This window comes from Sphingobium sp. ZW T5_29, assembly GCF_044987515.1.
GTDB lineage: Bacteria > Pseudomonadota > Alphaproteobacteria > Sphingomonadales > Sphingomonadaceae > Sphingobium.
Genome location: NZ_JBJDRM010000028.1, coordinates 1 through 1,961, shown reverse-complemented (window position 1 = coordinate 1,961; position 1,961 = coordinate 1). Strand labels below are relative to the sequence as shown.

Here is a 1,961-nt window from a genome sequence, read left to right as displayed (position 1 = left end):
AGTAGGCATTCGGTGAAGGCCGCGGATCAGGCGGCTTCGCGTTGATCTTCGGCGGCGCGCCAATTCCATGGCAGCAGTTCGTGGAGACGGTTCTGGGGGATGTCGGCGATGCGGCTGAGCACATCGGCAAGCCAGGCCTGCGGATCGATATCGTTGAGCTTTGCCGTGCCGATAAGGCTCAGCATGAAGGCGGTGCGCTGGCCGCCGCGATCTGAACCAGCGAAGAGCCAGGATTTTCTGCCTAGGGCTATGCCCCTGAGCGCCCGCTCCGCCGCGTTGTTCGTCAGGCAGATGCGGCCATCATGGAGGAACGCGGCGAAGGCTGGCCATGCCTTGAGCATGTAATCCATGGCCTCGGCCACATCGCTGTTCTTAGATAGCTTTGACCGGTTGTCCCGCATCCATTCTTCCAGATCGGCAACCAGCGGTGCGCTGAGTTCCTGCCGAAGAGCGAGGCGCTCCTCTGCCGGTCTGCCGTTGATGGCGCGCTCGATGTCGAAGATCGCGTCGATACGACGGACCGCCTCCACCGCCAGCGGCGAGATGACGGCCTTTTTGCGGCGCTTCTTGAGCTGTGCGGCGACATCGGCCAGCTCGAAAAAGTAACGGCGCGCGTGACTCCAGCATAGAGCACGGGTCAGCGGCGCCGGGAGGCGATCGCCATGGAACAACGCATTGTAGCCCGCATATGCGTCAGCCTGGAGGATGCCTCTCCAACTGCGCAGATGGCCCACAGGATGTTCGCCCCGCCGGTCGCGGGAATAATGGAAGATCGCTGCTGGCGGCGCGGGCCCGCCAAAAGGTCGGTCATCCCGGACATAGGTCCAGATCCGGCCCGTATCGGTCTTGGTCTTGGCCAGCACCGGCACCGTCGTATCATCGCCATGCAGCCGCTCCGCGGCCCGGACATGTGCCTCGATCAGCAGGTAGAGCGGCATCAGCGCGGCGGTGCAGGCGCCGACCTGATCGGCCAGGGTCGAAAGGCTCAGGTCCACGCCTTCCCGGGCATAGCGATCGCGCTGGCGGTTGAGCGGCTGATGCGCGCCGAACTTCTCGAACAGCAGCATCGCCAGGAAGCTGGGGCCAAAGAGTCCGCGCGGCGTGACGTGGAACGGCGCCGGCGGTTGGGTGATCTTCTCGCAATCGCGGCAGGAGAACTTCTCCCGCACGGTCTGAACCACCTTCCACTGGCGCGGCACGACCTCAAGTGTCTCGGTAATATCCTCACCCAGCTTGCACAGCCGATCCGAGCCGCAGCAGGGGCACGCATCGGGCGCGGCGATGACGACGCGTTCGCGTGGCAGATGCTCAGGCAAGGGCTTGCGGGCGGGCCGCTTGCGTTCAAACGGTGCGACGTTGGTCTTCGCCGCTGCCAGGGCAGCCAGAAGCTCATCTTCGCTGGCAGCGGTCTCGCACTCCTCGAAGGTCAGTTCCATCTGGTCGAGCAGATGGCGCGTGCGCTCGGAGCGCTGACCAAAAAGGGTGCGACGCATCTTCTCATTCTGTAGCTCGAGAAGGGCGTTGCGGGCTTCCAGGTCAGCGTTGATCGCCTTGATGCGGGCGACTTCAGCGGCGACAGCCTCGGCAGCGGCAAGCCGCTCGCGAAGGCTGTCGATCTCTGCTTGCGCTTCGGTCCCCATGGCCAAGGACATAGCCGAAAAGCACCGAAATCCCTAGCTTCTTAGGTCATGCCGGGGCTTTTATCCGGCCAATGTCGGACGCCAGGTGGTCTGTGGATTACGCCAGTCGATCGCCTCCAACATGCAGGCCATCTGCGAGGGGGAGATGGCAATCACGCCGTCCACTGCAGAGGGCCAGATGTACTTCCCACGCTCGAGGCGCTTGGCATAAAGCGACATGCCCACGCCGTCGTGCCAAATGATCTTGCAGAGGTCGCCGCGCCGTCCCCTGAAAATGTAAAGATCGCCCGCGAAGGGGTCGCGGCCAAAACTCTGCTGCAC

Annotated in this window: 2 protein-coding genes; both read right to left on the bottom strand. The window is 63.6% G+C overall.

The window, feature by feature from the left end; translation table 11 throughout:
- Nucleotides 1-26: 26 nt before the first annotated feature.
- Entirely contained in the window at nucleotides 27-1,640 is a 1,614-nt protein-coding gene (gene tnpC, locus ACI3KQ_RS15885) for an IS66 family transposase (protein ID WP_404959305.1), read from the bottom strand.
- Between the two features lie 60 nt (nucleotides 1,641-1,700).
- The coding region (gene tnpB / locus ACI3KQ_RS15880) for an IS66 family insertion sequence element accessory protein TnpB (RefSeq protein ID WP_404959303.1) at nucleotides 1,701-1,961 on the bottom strand (261 nt) is incomplete at its 5' end.